Raw genomic sequence first — 22569 nt, forward strand, 5'->3', positions numbered from 1 at the left:
CCCGGCTCGGCCTGGTCTGTCAGCTCATCCGCTCAGCCGAGCTTCGAGCCGAACACCTGAGCCGCCACCACCGGACGCACCGCCTTCTCGAAGGCGCGGTCGGCGAAGTACGACTTGAGCTTGTCGTGACCGAGCTCGTTGAAGATCGCGGCCATGATCATCGACTGGTCGAGCGACAGGTAGCGCTCGGCGACGCGATCGGACTTCACCGCGACGGCGTCGTAGAAGCCGCCGGGGCCGTAGGCGCCCAGCGTGTTCTTGATGCCGTCGAGGTTCGTCAGCGCGGCCTTCTTGTCGTAGGGCAGAGCGAGGAACGCGGCGTGCGGGGTGACGACGCCGTCGCCGAAGGCCGGCGTCGGGTTCGTCGCGTCGCGGCAGCCCTCATAGCCGAGGTCGACGTCGGTGCGCTCCTCGTCGGAGGTGTAGCCGTCGCTCTGCATGCCGATCGCGTCGACGCCGTACTCGCGGTAGCCGCCAGCCGGGTCGCTGGCGGGCGAGAAGCCCCAGTAGCCGTAGCCGGCCTCATCCAGCCCGTGATGGATCTGCGCCTTCACGGTCGCCGGGTGGTTGACGCCCCAGCTGCGCGGGCCCCACTGCGCCTCGGGCACGAACAGGTCGGGCATGAGCGCCTCGAACATGCTGCCGCCCCAGGCGGGAACGAGCTGCATGCCGTCGTAGGAGTAGGTGCCCTCGTAGACCTTCGTGCCGTTGTAGTCGCGGGTCACGCCGGTCGGCTTCTGCTCCTGCCAGCCGAAGTCGCAGCCCTGGTCGGGCATGGTGCGGTAGGTGCCGTAGTAGTCCTTCGCGGGGATCTGCCCGTTCGCGATGCCGACGTAGGTCGCGATGCGCGCCTCGCTGACGGTCGTGTCGTACCAGTGGCAGGTGTAGTAGACGGTCGTGCCGCTGCCGGTGTAGTCGCCGGGCACGGTGCAGCCGTCGCCGGGAGGCGCATCCCAGAAGCCGCCGCGGTTGAGGCCGAGCGCCGGGTCGATGCCGGGCTTGGATGCGGCCGCGGCCTTGTCGTGGAACCACGAGAAGTCCATCGACGAGTACAGGGCGCCGGCCTGCTTCTTCAGCGAGGGATCGGCGTTGCCGACCACGCGGAGCGCCGCGGCGAGCCAGCCGTTGTCGACGGTGGAGAGGAAGGGGTGGACGGTCGAGCCGTCTTCGGGCCAGCTCGTGAGCTTGGCGCCGGTGGACGGCGAGTACCAGTTGTAGAACATGCCGCTGCCCTGGTGGCGCTCGAGGGTGCCGAGGGTCTTCAGGGTGGCGGCGAGGCGCGCGCGGGCGTCGTCGCGGTCGATGATGCCGAGGTCGCGGGCGGCGACGGTCGACCAGAGGTAGCCGCCGATGTTGGTCGGGCTGGTCTCGGCGCTGGCTTTCGTCAGGTCGCCGGTGATGTTGTCGGCGGGGAGGCCGGTGGCCTTGACGGTCATGGCGTCCATCGAGCGCCAGGTGTCTTTCGCGTACTGCAGGAGGGTCTGATCGTCGGCGGAGCCGTGGCCTCCGCCCGGGCCGCCGTGGCCGGGGCCGCCGGACCCGCCCGGTCCTCCGCCGTAGCCGCCGGCGTTCGCCGCGGCGGGGACGGCGATCGCGATGCCGAGGGCGGCGATCGCGGCGAGCGGGGTGAGCAGTCGGGTCGAGCGTCTCATCGGGAACTCCCTTGTTCTCGGATCTCGTGCATCCATTCCACCGCGAAAACCTGACGAGCGCAAGGTTTTCGTTGTCGGCGGCGTCGGATCGCACGACGCGACCTAGGCTGTGCGGGTGGCGAGACAGATCGAGGAACCGCCGCTGCCGGGCATCGTGCTCGACAGCGGACTCTGGGCCGAGGTGCGCCCCGACCGCTGGAACGACGGGGCCTACGAGCTCGTCGTCGACGGCACCCCGCAGTCGCACGTGCACCTCGAACAGCCCGAGGAGCTGTTCTTCGAATACGTGCGCCGCATGGGCCACGTGATCGACCAGCTGCCCGCCGGGCCGGTCACCGCCGTGCACCTCGGCGCCGGCGCGCTCACCCTGCCGCGCTACGTCGCCGCCACCCGGCCGGGATCGCGTCAGCAGGTGCTCGAGCTCGAGCGCCCCCTCGTCGACCTCGTGCGTCGCGAGCTGCCGCTGCCGAAGGATGCCGCCATCCGGGTGCGCTACGGCGACGCCCGGGAGACGCTCGCCAAGCTGCCGCCCGCACTGAACGGCACCGTCGACCTGCTCGTCGTCGACGTCTTCGGCGGCTCGCGCATCCCCGCCCACGTCACGAGCGCCGAGTTCTACGGCGAGTGCGCCGCCCTGCTCGCCCCCGGCGGGGTGCTGCTGGCCAACATCGCCGACGGCGCCGGGCTCGCCTTCGCCCGCGGTCAGGCCGCCACCCTCTCCTCGGTGTTCACCGACGTCGCCGCGCTCGCCGACACCCAGATGCTCAAGGGGCGCCGCTTCGGCAACGTCGTGCTGGCCGCCTCCCCCAGCGAGATCCCGCTCGAATGGCTGCCGCGCCTGCTCGCCGGCGGACCGCATCCGGCCAAGGTCGTGCACGGGCGCGAGCTGAAGGACTGGATCGCCGGCGCCGCCGTCGTGAGCGACGCCACCGCCATCCCCTCGCCGCCGCCCGCGCGCAGCATCTTCGAGGTCAAGTGACCCCGCGCCCATACAGCGGCGGGTCCGCGCCGGGCATGACGACACCTCGGTTCAGCGACGGGCGCTACCGTCGGAGCATGGCTCGACGCATCCAGGCCGCGCTCGCCGCGGCCGCCCTCGCCGGCCTCGCCCTCAGCGGCTGCGGCCCCACCACGACCGCCCCCGCCACGCCGACCCCGACTCCCCCGAGCACCGCCGCCCCCGCCGGCTACACCGCCCCGACCGGCGAGCCGACCGTGCTCGCGACCGGCCTCGAGAGCCCCTGGTCGATCGTGCGACTCAGCACGGGCGAGACCCTCATCAGCGAGCGGGACAGCGGACGGATCGTGCAGGTCGGGCAGGACGGCGACCTCGACAGCATCGGCACCGTTCCCGGCGTCGTGCACCAGGGCGAAGGCGGGCTGCTCGGCCTCGCCGAGCACTCCGACGGTTCGATGCGCTGGCTGTACGCCTACCTCACGACCCAGAACGACAACCGCATCGTGCGCATGCCGCTCGGCGACGAGCTCGGCCTCGGCACCCCGCAGATCGTGCTGAAGGGCCTCGCGAAGGCCGCCAACCACGACGGCGGCCGCATCGCCTTCGGCCCCGACGGCATGCTCTACGCGACGGTCGGCGACGCCGGAGAGCCCGCCCGCGCGCAGGACCGCAGCTCGCTCAACGGCAAGATCCTGCGCATGACGCCGACCGGCGGCGTACCCGAAGACAACCCCTTCGACGGCTCTCTCGTCTACTCGCTGGGGCACCGCAACCCGCAGGGACTCGCCTGGGATGCGAGCGGTCAGCTCTACGCCGCCGAGTTCGGGCAGGACACCTGGGACGAGTTCAACCGCATCCAGCCCGGCAAGAACTACGGCTGGCCGATCGTCGAGGGCCAGGGCGACAAGAAGGGCTACGTCGACCCGCTGCTGCAGTGGAAGACCGACGACGCCAGCCCGAGCGGCCTCGCCTACGTCGGCGGCACCTTCTACCTGGCCGCGCTCAAGGGCCAGCGGCTCTGGTCGATCCTGCCCGGCGACCTCGGTCGCGGCTGGACGCAGGCGACCTCGGCCGAGGGCACGCCCTGGTTCGAGGGCGCCTACGGACGCATCCGGGATGCGGTGCCCGGCCCCGACGGCACGCTCTGGATCATCACGAACAACACCGACGGTCGCGGCTCGGCGAAGTCGGGCGACGACAAGCTGCTGCAGGTGAGCCTGACGGCGCAGGGCGCGGGCTGATGGCCGATCTCGACCGCGTGCGACGCTGGGCCGACGCGCTGATCGCGCTGCACCTCGACCCCGCCGTGTGGACCTTCGCCTTCGACTCGGCGAAGACCCGCGCCGGGCTCTGCGACTACACCCACCGGCGCATCAGCGTCTCGCGGCACCTCGCCGGGCGGTTCGACGACGACGAGATCCATCAGGTGCTGCTGCACGAGGTCGCGCACGCGCTCGCCGGGCCGCGCGCCGGGCACGGCCCGAAGTGGAAGGCGACCGCCGCCGAGCTCGGCTACGTCGGCTCGCGGCTGCACAGCGGCGGTGTCGCCGAGGAGCTCGCACCGTGGATCGGCACCTGCCCGGCCGGCCACAGCCACTACCGCTACCGCAAGCCTACCCGCGAGCTGTCGTGCGCGAAGTGCTCCCGCCGCTACGACCCGCGCGCCGCGATCGTCTGGGTGCGCCGGGAGGAACTGGATGCGCGTCAGGCGGCCGCCGCGTCCGTCTCCGGAGCGGCGACCGCCTGAGCGCCACGGCACTCGGCCGCGGCAGGGGGTCTCAGGTCAGCTGACCTGGACCTCCTTCCAGAACGCGACGTAGCCGGCGATGTCCTTGCCGACGCGCTGCTCGGCCGTCGGGAACGGGTGCGGGTAGGTCCAGGCGCGGTCCTGCAGCCACTCGTCGCCGCTCTTCACGAAGAAGTACTGGCACTCGCCCTTCCACGGGCAGGTGTACGGCGTGGGACTGTCCTTCAGCAGGTCGCGGTTGATGCTGGCCGGCGGGAAGTAGACGTTGCCCTCGATGTGCAGGACGTCGGCCTCGTCGGCCTCGGCGACGACGACGCCGTTGATCGTGGCGGTGGGCATGGGCGCTCCTCAGGTCGTGGGGCGGAGGGCGGACGCGCCTCCGCTGATCGGAACGCTACGCGCGCCGTGCGCCATTCCGCCGGGTACCCGGCCCGGCAGTGACCGACCATCTCAAGGAGTTGCTGTAACCCGTGGGGCAGGTGAGCAACATCCGCCTCACCAGTGACACCAACTCCTTGAGATGGTTCGGGCTAAATGGGAGAACAGCTCCCGGGCGGGATGCGGGCTCGGTGCGGGCGCGCGGTCAGGCGCGGGCGAGGCGGGCCGTGACCGAGGCGCTGATCAGGTGGCGGGTGGCGTTGCGCAGGCCGCCGTAACCGGCGCCGGCGACGGCCGCCTCGGGCGAGCAGTGATCGATGCCGAGGTCGGCGAGACGGTCGATGATCGCTCCGGCGGCCAGCAGGTCCTCGACGGTGAAGCGCAGCGCCCCGGCCTCGGCCGGCTCGCCAGCGGCGACGACGGCGATCGAGACACGGTCGCCGCGCTCCTCCTGCTTGCGCAACACGAGATCGCCGATGCGCTCCGCATCCTCGACCCGGGCGGTCTCGAGGCCCGGATGCGCGGGGGTCTCCTGCTCGCCGAGCTGATCGACCCAGACGAGCACGTCCGCGTCGGCGAGCGCCGCGGCACCGGCCCGGCCCCAGTCGAAGCGCACCTGGTAGGTGGCCTGGGCGGAGGGATGCGAGGTGACGGGCGCGCTCATGATGCCGAGGCTACCGACCTCACGGCGACGCCCCACGCGCCGACGACGCGGGAGGTCACCCCGCTGACGGCGCCTCCGCCGGCGCGAGCTCGGCCGCGCCCATCGCCGCGGCGACGAGGGCGAAGTCGTGCGCGGTCAGCTCGAGGAGCCCGCGCCGCAGGGCGTAGCCCCAGTTCGGCGTGCTCGTGAGCTCGAGCTCGCCCGACAGCTCGGCGATCGGCACCGAGCGCACGCCCTCGACGTACTCGACCCGACGCCGCCACATCGCCTCCGGCGACTGCCAGGGCGCCCCGTCGGAGATCACGCCGATCGCCGTGAACTCCTTCAGCGCATCCCCCTCGGGGTAGGCCGTCTTCGGCGAGTAGTAGACGAGCCGATCGCCCGGCTCCATGCGGCGCAGCCCCGCGGCGGCGCCGTGATTCGTCTGCGCGATGCCCATCGCCAGCCCGCGGTGCACGTGCTCGCGCTGCACCACGCCCATCCAGAACCTCATCGGCCGACTCCTCCGCTCGTCTGTCGCGAGTGTGGCGCGCACCGCCGACATCCGGTGGAATGGATCGGGTGAAGGTGCGTCTGAAGTTCGAGCTGCCGTGCACGCCCGACGAGGCGTGGGATCTGGTGCGCTCCCCCGGCGCCCTCACCGCCGTGTCGCGCCCGTGGCTCGCCTTCGACCCGGTCGAGTCGGCCAGTCTGCCCTCCACGTGGGAGCAGCGCGCCTACCCGGTCGAGGTGCACGCGCTCTTCGGGCTCGTGCGCGTCGGCGAGCAGACGATCGACGTGAGCTTCCGCGAGAGGGATGCTCTGCGGGTCTTCGTCGACGACGGCGGCCCGACCGCGGGGGCGCTGAAGCTCGTGACGCGGTGGCGGCACCAGATGGCGATCGCCCCCGGCCGCGACGGCGCGACGCTCTTCCGCGACCAGCTGAGCTTCTCCGCCGGCGCGGCGACGCTGCTCGTCTGGCCCGCGCTGTGGGCGTTCTGGCAGTGGCGCGGACGCGGCATCCGCCGGCTCGCGGCCCGCATCGCGCGCGACGGCGCGGAATGACCCGAACGCGACCGCGCTGCCGACCACCGCATTCGCCTGCTAAGCTCTACAGGTTTGCCGCAACTGAAGCGGCACTCGCGTCGTAGAACGCATCCCTCTCCGGACAGGAACACCGTCCGGGATCACCGACCAGGTCGGCCCCGATCCCGCACGTCCGGATGACATCGCAGAACGGCGCAACGCCCGGCCCGGCCTCCGTCGGATCATTCAGGGCGTCCGTTCACCATCGAAAGCAGCACTACCTCTATGTCCACGGACTTCAGCACGCTCGGCGTGCCCTACCCGCTGATCGAGGCCCTCGCCAAGCAGGGCAAGACCAGCGCCTTCCCCATCCAGGCCGACACCCTGCCCGACACGCTCGCCGGGCGCGATGTGCTCGGCCGCGGCCGCACCGGCTCGGGCAAGACCCTGGCCTTCTCGATCCCCATGGTCGCGCGCCTCGGCACGCGTCTCGCCGGCGGCGCCCGCCGCCCCGGTCGTCCGCTCGGCCTCGTGCTCGCGCCGACCCGCGAGCTCGCGACGCAGATCGACGCGACCCTCAAGCCGCTCGCCGAGGCCTACGGCCTCACCACGACCACGATCTTCGGCGGCATCAACCAGAAGCGCCAGGTCGAGGCTCTGCGTGCCGGCGTCGACATCGTCGTCGCCTGCCCCGGTCGCCTCGAAGACCTCATGAAGCAGGGCTTCGTGCACCTCGACGCCGTCGAGGTCACCGTGATCGACGAGGCCGACCACATGGCCGACCTGGGCTTCCTGCCCGGTGTGACCCGCATCCTGTCGGCGACCGGCAGCGAGGGGCAGCGGATGCTGTTCAGCGCCACGCTCGACAACGGCGTCGACAAGCTCGTGCGCCGCTTCCTGCAGAACGAGGTGCTGCACTCGGTCGACGAGGCCACCTCGCCGGTCGCGGCGATGAGCCACACCGTGTTCCGCGTCGAGAGCGCCGAGGGCAAGACCGAGCTCGTGCAGAAGCTCGCCTCGGGCACCGGCAAGCGCATCCTCTTCCTGCGCACCAAGCACGCCGCCAAGAAGCTGGCGCAGAAGCTGACCGCCGCCGGCATCCCGGCCGTCGACCTGCACGGCAACCTGAGCCAGCCGCAGCGCGACCGCAACCTGGCGGCCTTCGGCGGCGGAGATGTGCGCGTGCTCGTCGCGACCGACGTCGCCGCGCGCGGTGTGCACGTCGACAACGTCGAGCTGGTCGTTCACGTCGACCCGCCCATGGAGCACAAGGCCTACCTGCACCGCTCGGGCCGCACCGCCCGTGCCGGCGCCGAGGGCGCGGTCGTCACGATCGCGATGCCCAGCCAGATGGACGACCTGAAGAAGCTGCTGCGCAAGGCCGCGATCCAGGTCGAGCCGCAGACCGTGACCGCCGCCTCGCCCGAGGTGGATGCGCTGGTCGGCGCCGTCGCGGACTACGTCAAGCCCGCCCCGAAGCCGGAGCGTCAGCAGCAGGGCGGCGGCGGTCTCTCGACCGGCGCGAACGCCCAGCGCAAGCGCGCGCTGCGCGAGGAGCGCGATGGTCAGGGCGGCGGTCGTGGTGGACGTGGCGGCTCCGGTCGTGACGGCGCGGGCCGCAGCGGCGACGTCGCCGGTTCGGGCCAGGGACGCGGGCGCGGCCGTGGCGCCGGCGTCGGAACGGGCGCCAAGGCGACCGCGGGCGAGCAGCGCCGCGACCGCTCGGGCCGCCCCGAGGGCGTCCGTTCGGGCGAGAGCGCGCCCACCAAGACCCAGCACGCGCGTCACGAGGAGGCCGGCCGCGTCGGCGTCTCGAAGCGCCGCACCGGCCGTCGCGCCGGCGCCGCCGCAGGCTCGGCCGGGGGCTCGTCGAAGCTCATGGTCGGATCGGTCGTGCGTCAGAACGGCGGAGGCCGCCGCTCGGGCTACTGAGCCGTCAGCTCAGCAGGAGGCCCCCGATCCCTGGGATCGGGGGCCTCCTGCGTGTCCGGAGCGGGCGAGCAGCCCATCGGCGCCAGGTCAGATCTTGGCGTCCTTGACGCTCTGGTCGAGGCCGTCGTAGTAGTAGTCGTTCGCCGTGCAGATCGCGACGTGATCGCCGGCGTCCCATCCGTCCTCGTCGGGCGTCCAGGCCCAGCTGTCGAGCGACGAGTCGGCGTAGGGGATGCCGACGTAGTCGGTGAGCGCCTGCGAGCAGAGCGCGCGTGAGACCTTGTCGACCTTGATGTCGCCCGGGTAATCGGTGCCGTCGAGCGTCGGCAGCGCGGTGACCTCGTAGTCGTGCAGCTCAGTGCAGTCGACGATCTCGGTCTCGTAGTCCTCGTCGGGCTCGAGGAAGCAGTCGCCCACCTTCAGCTCGGTCAGGGCCGTGTCGTAGTCGGGATCGACGTAGCCGCCCGAGCCCGAGTAGCCACCGCCCCCGCCGCCGCCACCGAGCGCGCGGCCGAGGTCGCGTGCGGTGTCGAACACCGCGCATCCGCTCAGGGTCGTCACGAGAGTCACAGCCGCCAGCGCGGCGACGAGGATGCGGGCGGGGCGCACGGCGGATCCGTTCGGTCGGGCGGGGCGTCAGGCGCTCAGATGCGGGCGCCCTTGAAGCTGGCGTCGAGGGGAGCGTAGTCGACGTCGTAGCCGAAGCAGATCGTCGTGTGATCGCCGGTGCGCCAGATCGTGCGCGTCGGCGTGAAGTAGCTGTAGTCGAGCGACGAGCTGTCGTAGTCGAGCCCGTCGTAGTCGACGAGCGCCTGCAGGCAGGCGTCATCCGAGCGGGTGGCGATCTCGTCGTCGCCCGGGTAGGCGTCCTCGTCTCCGACTGTGACGAGCGCGGTGACCTCGTTGTCATGGCTGGTGTCGCAGTCGACGATCGAGGTGAACAGATCGTCATCGGGGTCCTGGAAGCAGTCGCCCACCTCGAGGTCGTCGACCGAGTCCTCGTAGTCGCTCACGACGTTGTCGCCCGGAGCGGAACCGGAGCTCGATCCTCCGCTCGACGCCGAGCCGCCGCCGCCGAGTGCGCGGCCGATGTCGCGCGCGGTGTCGAAGGCGGCGCATCCGCCGAGCGTGACGACGAGGGTCGCGGCCGCGAGGGCGGCGACGAGGATGCGGGCGGGGCGCACGGCGGATCCGTTCGGTCGAGGTGAGCCGACGGGGTGAGACGTCAGCGCTGCCGCCGGTCGGTGTTCCGGCGATGGTGAGGGAACAGTACGTGAGCATCGCCCGTGACGGGAAACTCGAGCACGGCCCCAGTCCGGGGCGCGCCCGGCCGGACCCGGGAAGGGCACCGACGCGGCGCCGGGCGTGGCGCCGACTCGCGCCAGGATCAGACCCGCAGGTCGAGCCACCCCACCTCGGCCGGGCTCAGCTCGATCGCGAGGGCGGCGAGCGACGACCGCGTCTCGTCGAGCGTGCGCGGACCGATCAGCGGGAAGGTCGGGAAGGGCTGCGCGAGCACGTAGGCGAGCGCGATCGCCGTCGGGGCGACGCCGCGCTGCTCGGCCAACTCGCGGGCGCGGCGCAGCCGCTCGAAGTTGCCGTCGCTGTAGTAGCAGCGCACCAGCTCGGGGTCGCTGACGTCGGCCGGATCGGCGCGCGCGAAGAAGCCGCGCGCCTGCGACGACCACGGGAACAGCGGCGTCTGTGTGCGCTCGAGCCACTCCTTGGATGCGGCATCGGTCGCGCGCTCGCAGCCCTCCCACGGCACGTCGAGCGCCTCGGCGAGACCGAAGTGATTGCTCAGCACCGTGAATCCGCGCCGGCCGTTCGCCTCGGCGTAGGCGCGGGCCGCATCCATCCGCGCCGGTGTCCAGTTCGAGCCGCCGAAGGCGCCGATGCGGCCCGCGCGCCAGTGCTCGTCGAGTACGTCGACGAACTCGCCGACGGGCACCTCGGGGTTGTCGCGGTGCAGGAAGTAGAGGTCGGCGCGGTCGGTCTGCAGCCGGTCGAGGCTCTCGTGCAGCTGGCGGGTGACCGACTCGGGATCGCAGTGCGGCGTGTGGGCGCCCTTGACGATCAGGGCCAGCTCGTCGCGGATGCCGCGCTGGCGCATCCACTCGCCCACCAGCCGCTCCTGGCGGCCCTGCGCGTAGACCCAGGCGGTGTCGATCACGGTGCCGCCGTGCTCGACGAAGTCGTCGAACATGACGGCGGCCTGCCGCAGGGTGGTCTGGTTGTCGGCGCCCATGACGAGGCGCGACAGCGGCACCCGCACGCCCTCGACGGCGCCCATCGGCATCGTGCCGCGGCTCGCACGGCGCAGCGGCTCGCCCGAGACGGGCGAAACCGGGGCGTCGGCACGCTCGCTCGCGTAGACGGCGCCGATGCCGTGCCGCCAGCGGCGCTCGAGCTCGGCCATCGCGGTGCTGTGCGACCAGGGCACGAGCGACGACTCGAGGTCGCCGGCGGCGGCCGCGGCGGCGAGCGCGTCGGCCTCGCCCGCGTACTGCGCGAAGGGCGGGAAGACGAGCTTCTGATCGGGGGCGCCCGGGCGCTGCAGCAGTGCGTGCACGGGGCGCTCGGGGTGGGGCGTCCACGGATCGGCGAGAGTGAGGATGCCGCCCTCGCCGACCACGCGCACCTGCGACTCGAGCTGGATCGACACCGCGCATTCGAGCTGGGCGGTGAGCGCCGGCGCTCCGTCGTCCGCCGCCGGCAGCACGACCGTCATCGCCGCCCAGCGGTCGACGCCGTTCTCGTCGGCGCGACCTGCCGTGTCGACGCGCGCCGCGGCGAGCGCCGCCGGGTCGACGCGGTGACCCGCCGCATCCGCCACCAGGGTGAGCGCCGACAGGGTGTAGCAGCCGACGTCGAGCACACCGCCGCCGGCGAGCTCGGGCAGCGTGATGCGCGAGGGCTCGTCGCCGCCCGCGAAGCCGAAGCGGGCGGAGACCGACAGGATGCGGCCCAGCTCGCCGTCGCGCAGCATCCGCTCGAGCGCACGCCACTGCGGATGGGCACGGTGCATGAACGCCTCGAGCAGCACGACGCCGTTCTCGCGGGCGGCCTGCTGCACGGCCATCGTGTGCGCCGGATCGGCGGTGAGCGGCTTCTCGACCAGCACGTGCTTGCCCGCGCGCGCCGCCCGGATCGCCCACTCCGCGTGCTGCGGATGCGGCGTCGCGACGTAGACGGCATCCACCGCCGGGTCGGCGAGCAGGTCGGCGTAGGAGCCGTGCGGAACCGGCACGTCGTCGAACTCGGCCGCGAACTCCCGCGCCCGGGCCAGATCGCGGCTCGCGATCGCGACGAACCGCCCCGTCGCGCTCAGCGGCAGCTGCCGTGCGAAGGCGCGGGCGATTCCGCCGGCGCCGATGATGCCCCACCCCGTCGTGTCGGTCATGCACGTCAGCCTAGGGACCGCATCCGCCTCAGCATCGGCACGGATGCCACCGACTCACCTCGCGACCGTGTCGGTCATGCACGTCAGCCTAGGGACCGCATCCGCCTCAGCATCGGCACGGATGCCACCGACTCACCTCGCGACCGTGTCGGTCATGCACGTCAGCCTAGGGACCGCATCCGCCTCAGCATCGGCACGGATGCCACCGACTCACCTCGCGACCGTGTCGGTCATGCACGTCAGCCTAGGGACCGCATCCGCCTCAGCATCGGCACGGATGCCACCGACTCACCTCGCGACCGTGTCGGTCATGCACGTCAGCCTAGGGACCGCACGCGACTCCGCGTCGGAGCCGAGCGGCTCGGCGAGCGGCTCGGCGAGCGGCTCGGCGATCGGTCGCGCCGGTCGCACCATCGCGCGCGTTCCTCAGGGCTGGCACGGATCCCGCCGCGCCGACGGCAGGGGGATAGTCGGCACACCTGAGGATTCGAAGTCTCTTCTGTGCACGCCGTGCCGGCGCTCTCCCCTCCCCCCGGGGTCCGGCTGACTCTCCCCCACTCGTCGATGGCGGACGCACCGCCAGAACGGCACAGACATGACCACGATGAAGAACGCCCTGACCGCGCTCGGAGTCGCCTCGCTGCTCGCGCTCACGTCCCTCGGGGCGGCACCGGCGCTGGCCGACGAGGTCGACCCCGGCGGCGCGGCCGCCACGCAGCAGCAGGCCGAGGCGGCGACGGCGCCGCCCGCCTACTCCCCCGCACCGATCGAGGCCCCCGCGGGCGATGCCGCCCCGGAGTCCGGCCGGGCGGCTGCGGCCGCACCCGATCCGGCGCCGTCTCCCGACCCGCAGCCCGAACCGGACGCGAAGGCGGCACCCGACCCGGCGTCGAAGCCGGCACCCGACGCACCGCGCGACGGCCCATCCGCCTCCCCGTCGTCCAGCCCCTCGGCGACACCCTCGGGTTCGCCGTCCGAACCGCCGCGCGAGGGCCGGCCGCCGACCGCGCCCCGGGGTCTCTCCGGCGCCTACAGCGTCGACGAGGCCGGCCAGGCGCACGTCACCGTCACGTGGAAGGCCCCGGCCGATCTCGGCGTCACCGGCTCGAACGGGGACCCCGAGGGAGGTCAGGGCCGATCGAGCTTCCTGTTCCAGGTCTCGTTGACCAGCGGACCGGGCTCGCCGCAGACCGTCACCCTCGAGGCCGACGAGGCCTGGAACGACAGCCCGGAGGAGCCGCTCAGCTGGACGCGCGTGTTCGACGTCCCGGCGACGGCCGGGGCGAGCTGGACGGTCGCGGTCGACGCGAGCAACGACGGCGGCCAGACGACAGGACCGGCTGCGACGACGACGGTGAGCAGCGCCCCCGCACCGCGGGCGCCGAGCGCGCCGACCGCGGTGGTCGGCGTCTACGGACTCGACGAGGACGGCGACGCGCACGTGGGCGTGACGTGGCGGGCGCCCGCCGACCTGGGCGTCACCGCCGCGAGCGACGATCCCGAGGGCGGTCAGGGTCGATCGTCGTTCCTGTTCCGGGTGACACTCGTCAGCGGCCCCGGTGCGCCGCAGACCATGACCTTCGACGCCGACGAGGTCTGGGGCGACTCGCCGAGCGGTCCGCTCAGCTGGTCGCGCGGCTTCGACGTGCCCGTCAGCCCCGGCGAGACCTGGAGCGTCGCCGTGGAGGCGAGCAACGACTCCGGCCAGAGCTGGGGCCCGGCTGCGTCGACGACGGTCGTCTCGCCGCTCGTGGGCGAGAGCGAGGTGGATGTCGCGATCACCTCGGCGACCGCATCCGGCCACCACTCGCCGACGGTCTCGGTGAGCTGGAGCGCCAGCGGCACGGAGCGCGTGGGGTCGTGGATCGTGGTCGTCGCGAACGTCGACGCCACCACCCTCGGCGAGGTCGTCGTCGCGGCCACCCGCGTGCCGGCCGCGGCCCGCACGGTGACGCTGCACGGCGGGGAATCACTGACGGAGCTCGGTCTGACGGTCGGCGGCAAGCCGCTGCCGAACGACGCCCGGCTCGTCGTGGTCGTCGTCGCGGAGGGTCCCGATCTCGAGGCGCTCGGCGCATCCGCTCCCGTGCTGGTGACGACGCCGTCGTCGACGCCGCCGCCGCCTGCCGCGCCCAGCGGCTCGAGCACGGGCGGCGTGACCGCCACCGTGTCGGGCTCGACGATCACGGCCCGCGTGCCCTCAGCGAAGCCGGGCGAGTGGGTCTACGGCTACGCCTTCTCGAGTCCGATCGGACTCGGCTGGGCGCAGGTGACGAACGCCGGCACCGCATCCTGGAGCCTGGCCGGCGCCGGCCTCGCGAACGGCGCGCACCAGCTCGCGGTGCTCGCCGACGACGGATCGGTGCTCGGCTCGTCCGCGTTCTCGGTCGGCGTCGCCCCGGCGGCCGCGAACGACGCGGCGACGCGTGCCCAGCTGGCCAGCACCGGCGCCGACCCGACGGCCCCGCTCGGCGCGGCCGCGCTGCTGGTGCTCGGCGGATGCGCGCTCGTCGCGCTGCGCCGGGCGAGGTCGGCCCGCAAGCAGACCTGAGTCGTCGACTCGGGAACGGGGTCGATCCTCCGGGGTCGGCCCCGTTCGTCGCGCGTCGCACCCGTCGCCGATGACGACGGATATTCACCCCAGTACGGGGCGTACCGACTTGTGCACCGCCCTGCCTACTGTCTGAGAAAGCGCTGTGTCCGGGTCGCCGTCGGCGATCGGACACGCGCGGACTCCCTTTCGCATCATGGCGGCTGCACCGCCGGAACGGCACTCACGTGAAGAAGACGACCACCGGCCTCCTCGGCCTGGGCGTCGCCACCGTCCTCGCGCTCTCGCCCCTCGGGGCGACGATCGCGCTGGCCGACGGCGACACTCCCGCGGACACGACGACGAACACGACGTCGAACAGCTCCGCCTCGACCACCACGACCGACTCGAGCGACACGACGACGACGCCGACGCCCGACACCTCGAGCGGCCAGTCCGGCTCGACTCCCCCGGCATCGAACTCGGGCGACGAGGCGCCGCCGGCCGGCGGGGTCACCGACCCGAACGCGGGCGGGAGCACCGGCGCCGGGAACACCGACCCCGGCGACGCCGGCACCGGCACCCAGCCTCCGACCTCGAACGAGCAGGACCCCGTCGTGAACGCGCCCGAGAAGGCGCCCTCGCGACCCGGCTACGTCTACGGCTACTGGTCGGCCGACGGCCCCACCCTCTGGGCGCAGTGGCTGACGCCCGCCGAATCGGGCAGCTCGCCGCTGGCCGAGTACCACGTGACGATCACCGATCGGGCCGACGCGAGCGACGCGCAGACCGTGACCGTGCCCGCTGACGCACCGGCCGGCAGCCTGTGGTGGAACGGCGCGCCCTTCACGGTCGCCGCCGGCTACGACAAGGTCTGGGACATCTCCGTCACGGCCGAGAACGAACAGGGCCTCGTCAGCGAGGTCGCCACCGGCACCGGCTTCTCGCCGGAGTCGCCGCGTCCACCGAGCGCGCCGCTCGGCGTCGAGGGCGCGTACAGCGTCGACGACGAGGGAAGCGCATCGGTCACCGTGAACTGGAGCCAGCCCGACGACTGGGGCGTGACTGACGGGGACATCCACCCGACCTTCACGTCGATCGACATGTCGCGCGACCTCTACCGCGTGACGCTCGACAGCGGCGACGGCCTGCCGCAGGTCGCCATCGTGCCGGCTCGCCAGCTCATCCCCGTCGCGCGGGGCGCCATCTTCGGCAGCAGCTACACCTTCTCCGTCGCCCGCGGCTACGACCAGACCTGGGATGTCTCGGTCGAGGCCAGCAACGACGGCGGCGCGACCTGGGGCGACGCCGGAACCGGCACCGTGTCGTCGCCCGACGGCGTGACCGTGTCGATCACCTCCGCGACGACCTCCGGCTACCGCGTGCCGACCGTCTCGGTGAGCTGGGATGCGACCGCCGACGAGCGAGTGAGCTCGTGGCTCGTCGCGGTCATCAACCCGGCCGCGCAGAACAGCGGCGACGCCTTCTACTCGGTCGTGCGCGTGCCGGCCGGCGCGACGTCGGCGACCCTGCGCGGCGGCGAGAGCGTCGACGTCTTCGACGAGACGCTCGGCGGCCGCAGCCTGCCGAACTCGACCGAGCTGTACGTGCTCGTGCTCGCCGAGGACGAGAACTCCGACGTGCTCGGCAGCTCCGATGTGGCGACCGTGACCACGCTGAGCTACGCCCCGCCGGCTCCCGTCGAGCCGACCGCCGCCAGCACCGGCGGCGTGACCGCCTCGGTGACCGGCACGACCATCACCGCCGTCATCCCGGGCGCGAAGCCCGGCCAGTGGGTGTACGGATGGGCGTTCTCGAGCCCGGTCGGCCTCGGCTGGACCCAGGTGTCCGACGCCGGAACCGCGTCGTGGAGCATCGCCGCCGCCGGACTGGCGAACGGCACGCACCACCTCGCGGTGCTGGATGAGTCGGGCGCGCTCGTCGGCTCGGCCGCGTTCACGGTCGGCGTCGCGCCGGCCGCCGTCACCACCGCGCAGCTCGCGAGCACCGGTGCGGACGCCTCGGCTCCGCTCGGCGCCGCCGCGCTGCTCGTGCTCGCCGGCGTCACGCTGGTCGCGCTGCGTCGCGTGCGCACGGTGCGCTCGCACGGCTGAGCTTCAGCACAGCGAGACGGGGTCGGTCCCTCGGGGCCGGCCCCGTTCGGCGTCTCCGGCGACGATCCGCCCCCGTTCGGGGGATGCCCGCGCGTGGCGAGCATCCCTAATGTCTGAGAAAAGGCTGTGACCGACTCCGCCCGAATCGGCGTCGCCGGCCTTCCTCACCCGAAACCCGGCGGCAGCATGCCGTCAGAACGGCACCCGACGTGAACAAGAAGACGAACGGCATCCTCGGACTCGGCCTCGCCGCCGCGCTCGTGCTCTCGCCGATCGGCGCGAGCATGGCGCTCGCGGTCGACGAGACCCCGACCGAGCAGCCGAGCACCAGCGCGAACCCCGACCTCGTCGTCGACGAGACGAACGACTCGAACGACGCGAACGAGGCGGTCGACACCCCCGGCTCCTCGGCCAGCCCCTCGGCCGCCCCGAGCCCCTCGACGAGCCCCAGCCCCTCCGCCGAGCCGAGCGACGACTCGGTCGACGAGGACGCCGGCGACGACGAGGACTCGGATGACGAGAACTCCGACGGCGAGGACGCGAACGGCGTCACCTCGGTCACCGGCTACGGCTACCGCAACCCCGGCCTGCGAGTGACGTGGAACATCGTCACGACGCCCTTCGACGACAACAGCGACATCGCCATCGACGGCTGGGCCGTCATCGTGGTGCGCGCCGCACCGTCGGTCGACGCGGCCGCCGATGACGAGGGCGACGACGACTCCGACGACTCGAGCGAGGAGAGCCCGTTCGTCGGCGCCGCGTTCTTCCCGCGCTCCGCGACGAGCGGCGTCGTGCGCGGCGGCGGATCCGCCGAGGTGCTGACCGGCATCGACCCCGACGCGGGACAGGCGCTGCCGATCTCGCAGGCGCCCCTGGCCAACGACGCCGAGTACACCGTGATCGTCACGCCGGCGTACCACGGCCGAGTCGTCCCCGTGGGCCTGGCCTACGGCACCGGCACGACCCTCGACGCCACCCCGCCGGCCCCGGTCGAGCCGACGGCCGCGAGCACCAACGGCGTCACCGCGACCATCAAGGACGGCGTCGTCACGGCGAGTCTGAACGGCGTCGCCGCGGGCACCGAGGTCTACGGCTACGCGTTCTCGACCCCGACCGCGCTCGGCTGGGCGACCGTGTCGCCCACCGGCACCGCGAGCTTCAGCCTCGCGACCGCCGGACTGGCCGACGGCATCCACCACCTCGCCGTGCTCGACGGCGACGGCAACGTGATCGGCACCGCCGCCTTCACCGTCGGAGCAACCAGCCCGACCGCGGTGCGCGCCCTCGCCGCGACCGGATCGGACGCGGCGCTGCCGCTCGGCGCCGCCGGGGCGCTGCTGCTCGCCGGCCTCACGCTGCTCGTCGTGCGCCGGGCGCGCGCGGCCCGCGCGCAGGGCTGAGGCGAGCCGAGCCACCCGGCTGGCGACACGAAGGGGCCGGTCATCCGATGCGGATGGCCGGCCCCTTCGCGTGTCGCCGGACCACCCCCGAACGGGGGCATCCTCGCTCGTCTGCAGCGGGTGATTGAATGAGCGAAACGGGAGGATCCTCACCTTCCGTATCAGCACTGAGACCGCATTCCGACACCGGAATATCTCGGCGACGGCGAGCTCTCGCCAGAACGGCATCCCGTGAACAGATCTCTCCGCGCCCTCCTGGGCGTCAGCCTCACCGCAGCCCTCGTCACCTCGCCGCTGGTCGCCACCGGCGCCCTCGCCGAGACGGCGGAGGGCAGTGGCAGCGCCGCGCAGACCCCCGCCGAGAGCGAATCGAACGTCGACGTCACCGCCGATCCCGCCGCGAAGTCGGAGAGCAGCGCCGGCGGCGCGAGCGGAGCCGGCAGCCCGAGCGGCGCCGGCGGCGCAGCCGTCGCCGCCGATCCTGCAGAGAAGCCCGAGGCGCCCCAGCAGGTCTACGCCGGCTTCGGCAGCGACCGCCCCTCGACGGCGCTCGCGGTCGGATGGGAGCTCGCGGCGGCCCCGGCGAGTTTCCGGGTCACCGTCACCCGGGCCGGCTCCCCTGCCGTGCTCGCAACCCAGGACTTCTCCGAGCCGGCACAGAGCGACGACGGCTTCTTCGCCGAGGAGACAGTCGAACTGCCCGCCGCCTGGGCCTACGGCGACGAGTTCAGCGTGACCGTGAACACGATCGGCTCCGATGGCGAGACCCTGAGCGACCCGAGCACCGTGACCGCCTACGCTCCGATCACCGCCTCGCCCGTCATCGTCTCCACGTCGTCGACGAACTTCCACGACCCGACCGTGGTGGTGAAGTGGAGCTACAGCACCCCGCGGCCGGAGACTCACGCCGGCTGGTACGTCAGCCTCACCCAGCAGGATCCCGGCGCCGACAGCGAGTCCGTCTACGCGGTCGACTACCAGATCGGTGCGGCGTCGCGATTCTTCTCGTTCTCGGAGATCAACCGGTATCACGCCGACGGCCGCGTCGAGCGCGGGCTGTCCATCCCGAACGGGATGACCTTCGACGTGCGCGTGTACCCCTACAGCAATGGCCCGGCGCCGATCGGCGAGACCGCCGAGGGTCAGATCACGACCTCCGCGATCCAGACCCCGCCCGCACCCGCCCAGCCGACCGGCGACACCTACGGAGTCACCGCGAAGGTCAGCGGAAGCACGCTCACCGCCTACGTCCCGGCGGCGTCGCCCGGATCGTGGGTGTTCGGCTACGCGTTCTCGACACCGACCGGACTCGGCTGGGCCCAGGTCTCCGCCGACCGCACGGCGACCTTCAGCCTCGCCGGAGCGGGCCTCGCACCCGGCGTGCACCACCTCGCCGTGCTCGACAACACCGGCTGGGGCATCGGCTCGGTGGCATTCAGCGTCGGCACCGCCGGCGGCTCGACCGGGCCGACGCGCCTGGCCGAGACCGGCACCGAGGCGGATCTGCCGCTCAGCACTGCGATCGCGCTGCTGATCGCCGGCGCCGCGCTGATCACGGTTCGCCGTCTGCGTGACGCGCGCTCGGCACGCACGGAGGCCTGAACCACGGTCCGCACGTCACCGCGCGGAGGGACGGGTCGGACGCTCTCGAGCTCCGGCCCGTCCTTTCATGCTCACCCCCGTTCGCGGGCGTGGACCGTCCGGTCCAGCTGGCGTAACCTGAGAAACCGCTGAGTTAGCGAGGAATCCCCCGGACTCGGCACCCCTGCATCACAGAGAAAGCACCCCATGACGAAGATCAGCACCAGCCTGCTCGGGCTCGGCGTCGCCGCCGCGCTCGCGCTCTCGCCGCTCGGCGCCACCATGGCCTCGGCCGCGACGACCGCCGGCGACACGACCGGCGCGACCGGCGCCGAGTCCGGCGCGACCGGCACCGGAACCGGCACCCCCGACAGCACCGACAGCGGCAGCGACGCCGGCGGTCAGAGCGCTGCGGGCGCCGACGCCCCGAGCAACGACGCCGGCTCCGCCGAGTCGAGCGCGGGCTCCGGGACCAGCACGGCGGACACGACCGGGACGCCGACGGGCGCCGACTCGAACGCCGGGGACTCGCCCGACGCGAACGACCCGATCCCTGCCGATGAGGGCGACGGGGAGTTCGGCGACGGAGACCCCGACACGTCGGACTTCCCCGTGAAGATCACCTCGATCACGCCGGTCGGCTACCACGACCCCGGCTTCACCGTCACCTGGACCGTCGACCCGGAGGCCCTCGATGAGTGGGCCGGCTACGTCGAGGGCTTCGCGGTGCTCGCCTACCAGCCGAGCGGTCTGGTCGACGGTCAGCAGACCTTCGCCGGGGTCGCCCAGGTCGGATTCGCCGCGGGCGGCGCCACCGTGCGCGGCGGCGGATCGGCCAGTTACGTCTACGGCGGCGACGACGGCCCCACCCCGGCCACCATCACCCAGGCCCCGCTGCAGAACGGCATGCCGTACCAGGTGCTCGTGCTGCCGACCTACCACGGCTACCTGCTGCCCGCCGTCGTCGGCGCGGCCGAGGGCCGGACCAACAGCGGTGCTCCGTCCGCTCCCGCCGAGCCGACGAGTGCCAGCACGGGCGGCGTGACCGCCCAAGTCGTCAACGGGGCGCTCGTCGCGAAGGTTCCGGGCGCCGCCGCCGGCCAGTGGGTCTACGGCTACGCCTTCTCGAGCCCGGTCGGCCTCGGCTGGGCCCAGGTCTCCCCGACCGGCACCGCCACCTGGTCGCTCGAGAACGCCGGCCTCGCCGACGGGCTGCACCACCTCGCGGTGATCGACGACTCCGGCGCGCAGATCGGCAGCTCCGAGTTCCGCGTCGGGGCCAGCCTGGCCGCCGCGGTCTCGCCGCGCACGCTCGCCTCGACCGGATCGGACGCGGACCTGCCGCTCGGCATCGCCGCGGCCTTGCTGCTGGCGGGCGCCGCGCTGATCACGGTGCGCCGCGTGCGCGCGGTGCGCGCCATCCGCACGGAGGCGTGAGCCGCCGACAGCGGGTCAGCTGACAGAGCACGAGGGCCGGTCATCCATTCGGATGGCCGGCCCTCGTCGTGTGTCCACCCGCGCTGGTCACGACGCGGGTGCCGCTGCTGCCGCTCAGCCGAGCACGCCCACCGAGGCGAGGGCCGCGCGCAGCAGCGTGCCGCGTCCGCCCTCCATCTCGGCGTGCACCTCGGGCGACGAGGCTTCGGCCGGCGTCATCCAGGTCAGCTCGAGCGCGTCCTGCCGCGGCTCGCAGGTGCCCGTGACCGGCACGACGTAGGCGAGCGAGACGGCGTGCTGGCGCTCATCCACGAAGGCCGAGAGACCCGGGATGGGGAAGTACTCGGCGACCTGGAACGGCACCGGGCTCGGCGGCAGCTGCGGGAACGCCATCGGGCCGAGGTCCTTCTCGAGGTGGCGGAAGAGGGCGTCGCGCAGGGTCTCGCCGTACATGACGCGGCCACTGACGAGGGTGCGGGTGATCTGCCCGACGTCGTTCGCGCGCAGCAGCACGCCGACGCTCGTCACGACGCCGAGGCCGTCGACCCGCACCGGAACCGCCTCGACGTAGAGCAGCGGCAGCCGGCGGCGGATGTCGGCGAGCTCGAGATCGCTCAGCCAGGCCGAGTTCGGCTCCGGCTCGCCCGCGCCGTCACCCAGGCCGTCGCCCAGGCCGTCATCGGGGTTGCCGGGTCGGTCGGGGGTGCCCACGTTCGCCATACACAGATCGTACGGATGCGGAGGCGCAGCCGTGCGGACGGCTGGCCGCTGGACCCGCGCGGGTCGGGGCGCGATGTGGTGCGCGAGGAGGTGTGGGTCGCGGCGGGCGCGTGCTGCGCGGGACGTGCGGCGCATCCGTCCGCCCCGACCAGGACCATCTCAAGGAGTCGCTGTAACCCGTGAGGCTGATGTTGCTCGCCAGCCCCGCCAGTCACAGCAACTCCGTGAGATGGTCTGGCCGCGGGGGTTGGGACCGCCGGGACGGCTACACGACGCGGCCGGCACCGGGGCCCGGCGCGACGTCGCATGCACGACCTAGGGTCGACAGCGTGACGAAGCTGACGATCGACCGCGACGCCGTGCTCTGGAGCACCCCCGGGGCCGAGCGCGCCGGCCGCCCGCTGCTCGTGCTGCTGCACGGCATGGGCTCGCACGAGGGCGATCTGTTCGGCCTCTCACCGCACCTGCCGTTGAACGTGACCGTGGCGTCCGTGCGCGCGCCGATCGCCGACGGCCCCGGATTCTCGTGGTTCCCGCGCGGCGGATACACGCCCGGCGACGTCTCCCGTGAGGTCGCCGACGCCGCCGCGGACGCGGTGCTCGCCTGGCTCGACGCCGAGACCGACACGGGCGCCGGCGTCGGCCTGCTCGGCTTCAGCCAGGGGGCGATGGTCGCGACGCAGATGCTGCGCCAGGAGCCGCGCCGCTTCGACTACGCGGTCGCGCTGAGCGGCTACGTGCCCCGCGAGGAGCACGACGGGGATGCGCGGCTGCGCGAGCTGCCGCCGCCGGTGTTCTGGGGTCGCGGCGGCGCCGATGCGGTGATCCCGTCGACGTCGGTGGAGTGGAGCATCCCCTGGCTCGCGACCCACACGACGCTCACCGAGCGCGTCTACCCGGGGCTCGGGCACGGCGTGGCGCCGCAGGAGCTCGCCGACATCTCGGCCTTCATCGCGGCACGGCTCGGCTGAGCGGGCTCTCGCACCGGGCTCGGCGCCTGGATGCCCGGTGAGCAGCGTCGGCGCGTGTCGGCGGCAGTTGCCAG

The 22569-nt window shown here is 73.0% G+C and carries 19 protein-coding genes; 11 read left to right on the plus strand and 8 right to left on the minus strand.

Going from position 1 to position 22569, the window contains the following annotated elements:
• Positions 1–32 precede the first annotated feature (32 nt).
• The gene (locus tag BJ979_RS16705) at positions 33–1652 is read right to left on the minus strand and encodes a glucoamylase family protein (protein WP_179569645.1); all 1620 of its coding nucleotides are present in this window, start codon (positions 1650–1652) and stop codon (positions 33–35) included.
• A 115-nt stretch (positions 1653–1767) separates the two neighbouring features.
• On the opposite strand from BJ979_RS16705, the gene BJ979_RS16710 reads away from it, so the two are divergent.
• The 3 genes from BJ979_RS16710 (at position 1768) to BJ979_RS16720 (ending at position 4357) form a co-directional block, all read left to right on the plus strand.
• On the plus strand, positions 1768–2631 hold the full coding sequence (locus BJ979_RS16710) for a spermidine synthase (protein ID WP_343046747.1): 864 nt from the start codon (positions 1768–1770) through the stop codon (positions 2629–2631).
• A gap of 77 nt (positions 2632–2708) precedes the next feature.
• On the plus strand, positions 2709–3851 hold the full coding sequence (locus BJ979_RS16715; RefSeq protein WP_179569647.1) for a PQQ-dependent sugar dehydrogenase: 1143 nt from the start codon (positions 2709–2711) through the stop codon (positions 3849–3851).
• A complete protein-coding gene (locus tag BJ979_RS16720; RefSeq protein WP_179569649.1) occupies positions 3851–4357 on the plus strand; it encodes a SprT-like domain-containing protein in 507 nt (168 codons plus the stop codon). The genes BJ979_RS16715 and BJ979_RS16720 overlap by 1 nt, the downstream gene beginning before the upstream one ends.
• 36 nt (positions 4358–4393) lie before the next feature.
• Here the strand turns inward: BJ979_RS16720 and BJ979_RS16725 are convergent, their stop codons facing one another.
• The 3 genes from BJ979_RS16725 to BJ979_RS16735 all read right to left on the minus strand — a co-directional run bounded on the left by BJ979_RS16725 (position 4394) and on the right by BJ979_RS16735 (position 5892).
• Positions 4394–4696 (minus strand): DUF427 domain-containing protein, encoded by a 303-nt coding sequence (locus tag BJ979_RS16725; protein ID WP_179569651.1) that lies wholly within the window; start codon positions 4694–4696, stop codon positions 4394–4396.
• A 244-nt stretch (positions 4697–4940) separates the two neighbouring features.
• The gene (locus BJ979_RS16730) at positions 4941–5399 is read right to left on the minus strand and encodes a hypothetical protein (RefSeq protein ID WP_179569653.1); all 459 of its coding nucleotides are present in this window, start codon (positions 5397–5399) and stop codon (positions 4941–4943) included.
• Between the two features lie 55 nt (positions 5400–5454).
• Positions 5455–5892: an EVE domain-containing protein gene (locus tag BJ979_RS16735; protein WP_179569655.1), complete on the minus strand. Its 438-nt coding sequence runs from the start codon at positions 5890–5892 to the stop codon at positions 5455–5457.
• Between the two features lie 68 nt (positions 5893–5960).
• Here BJ979_RS16735 and BJ979_RS16740 point away from each other — a divergent pair, with 68 nt between their 5' ends.
• Together BJ979_RS16740 and BJ979_RS16745 are read left to right on the plus strand one after the other, a co-directional pair.
• On the plus strand, positions 5961–6443 hold the full coding sequence (locus BJ979_RS16740; RefSeq protein ID WP_179569657.1) for a hypothetical protein: 483 nt from the start codon (positions 5961–5963) through the stop codon (positions 6441–6443).
• Between the two features lie 246 nt (positions 6444–6689).
• Positions 6690–8336 (plus strand): DEAD/DEAH box helicase, encoded by a 1647-nt coding sequence (locus BJ979_RS16745; protein ID WP_179569659.1) that lies wholly within the window; start codon positions 6690–6692, stop codon positions 8334–8336.
• Positions 8337–8423: 87 nt separating this feature from the next.
• Here the strand turns inward: BJ979_RS16745 and BJ979_RS18230 are convergent, their stop codons facing one another.
• From BJ979_RS18230 to BJ979_RS16760, 3 genes are all read right to left on the minus strand, one after another.
• Positions 8424–8945: a septum formation family protein gene (locus BJ979_RS18230; RefSeq protein WP_179569661.1), complete on the minus strand. Its 522-nt coding sequence runs from the start codon at positions 8943–8945 to the stop codon at positions 8424–8426.
• A 35-nt stretch (positions 8946–8980) separates the two neighbouring features.
• The gene (locus BJ979_RS16755; protein ID WP_179569663.1) at positions 8981–9520 is read right to left on the minus strand and encodes a septum formation family protein; all 540 of its coding nucleotides are present in this window, start codon (positions 9518–9520) and stop codon (positions 8981–8983) included.
• 203 nt (positions 9521–9723) lie between these two features.
• Complete coding sequence (locus BJ979_RS16760; RefSeq protein WP_179569665.1) at positions 9724–11739, minus strand: aldo/keto reductase; 2016 nt, start codon at positions 11737–11739, stop codon at positions 9724–9726.
• 595 nt (positions 11740–12334) lie between these two features.
• On the opposite strand from BJ979_RS16760, the gene BJ979_RS16765 reads away from it, so the two are divergent.
• The 5 genes from BJ979_RS16765 to BJ979_RS16785 all read left to right on the plus strand — a co-directional run bounded on the left by BJ979_RS16765 (position 12335) and on the right by BJ979_RS16785 (position 20804).
• Positions 12335–14290 carry a hypothetical protein gene (locus BJ979_RS16765; protein WP_179569667.1) on the plus strand — a complete coding sequence of 652 codons (1956 nt, stop codon included), beginning with the start codon at positions 12335–12337 and terminating at the stop codon, positions 14288–14290.
• A 227-nt stretch (positions 14291–14517) separates the two neighbouring features.
• A complete protein-coding gene (locus tag BJ979_RS16770) occupies positions 14518–16383 on the plus strand; it encodes a hypothetical protein (RefSeq protein ID WP_179569669.1) in 1866 nt (621 codons plus the stop codon).
• A gap of 209 nt (positions 16384–16592) precedes the next feature.
• Positions 16593–17786, plus strand: a complete 1194-nt coding sequence (locus BJ979_RS16775; protein WP_179569671.1) for a hypothetical protein — start codon at positions 16593–16595, stop codon at positions 17784–17786.
• Between the two features lie 231 nt (positions 17787–18017).
• On the plus strand, positions 18018–19388 hold the full coding sequence (locus BJ979_RS16780; protein ID WP_179569673.1) for a hypothetical protein: 1371 nt from the start codon (positions 18018–18020) through the stop codon (positions 19386–19388).
• Positions 19389–19574: 186 nt separating this feature from the next.
• Positions 19575–20804, plus strand: a complete 1230-nt coding sequence (locus BJ979_RS16785) for an LPXTG cell wall anchor domain-containing protein (RefSeq protein WP_179569675.1) — start codon at positions 19575–19577, stop codon at positions 20802–20804.
• Between the two features lie 114 nt (positions 20805–20918).
• Here the strand turns inward: BJ979_RS16785 and BJ979_RS16790 are convergent, their stop codons facing one another.
• On the minus strand, positions 20919–21524 hold the full coding sequence (locus BJ979_RS16790) for an NUDIX hydrolase family protein (protein ID WP_179569677.1): 606 nt from the start codon (positions 21522–21524) through the stop codon (positions 20919–20921).
• Positions 21525–21853: 329 nt separating this feature from the next.
• Here BJ979_RS16790 and BJ979_RS16795 point away from each other — a divergent pair, with 329 nt between their 5' ends.
• Positions 21854–22495: an alpha/beta hydrolase gene (locus BJ979_RS16795; protein ID WP_343046748.1), complete on the plus strand. Its 642-nt coding sequence runs from the start codon at positions 21854–21856 to the stop codon at positions 22493–22495.
• Positions 22496–22569: the final 74 nt, after the last annotated feature.

It is taken from the genome of Schumannella luteola, from assembly GCF_013408685.1.
GTDB lineage: Bacteria > Actinomycetota > Actinomycetes > Actinomycetales > Microbacteriaceae > Schumannella > Schumannella luteola.